This is a genomic window from Oceanospirillum sediminis, assembly GCF_014164585.1.
Taxonomy (GTDB): Bacteria; Pseudomonadota; Gammaproteobacteria; order Pseudomonadales; family Halomonadaceae; genus Oceanospirillum; species Oceanospirillum sediminis.
Genome location: NZ_JACJFM010000214.1, coordinates 1 through 364 on the forward strand (window position 1 = coordinate 1; position 364 = coordinate 364).

General features: G+C 34.6%; 1 protein-coding gene. It reads right to left on the reverse strand.

Annotated features, from left to right (window positions below):
* On the reverse strand, nucleotides 1–364 hold a 364-nt coding region (locus tag H4O21_RS28445; protein WP_182812570.1), incomplete at both ends, for an insulinase family protein.

Consider the following 364-nt stretch of genomic DNA (forward strand, 5'->3'; position numbering starts at 1 on the left):
TATCATCTTCTATGGATGGCGCATACAATGGATGACCTTTTTCATAATGCTGATTTAGACTGCTTAATTTCTTACTTGCTAAAAACTGAGGTTCTGTTTTATTGCGCTCAATATTTGCGAGGTCAGCTGTTTTTAATTTTTCTAATTCTGCTTCATTAAACGCTGGATTTTTTAACATATCCGTCATTAATGCTACAGTCTCCATTAGGTGTTCCTCGGTAGTACTAATGTTTGCACTTATTCTACCATTAGAACCTGAAAAACGGATAGAAGATTTTAGAGCACTTAACTTATCTTCAATCTCTTGCCTAGAATTATTGGTAGTACCTTTATTAAGCATTCTGGCAGTATAGCTTGCTATTCT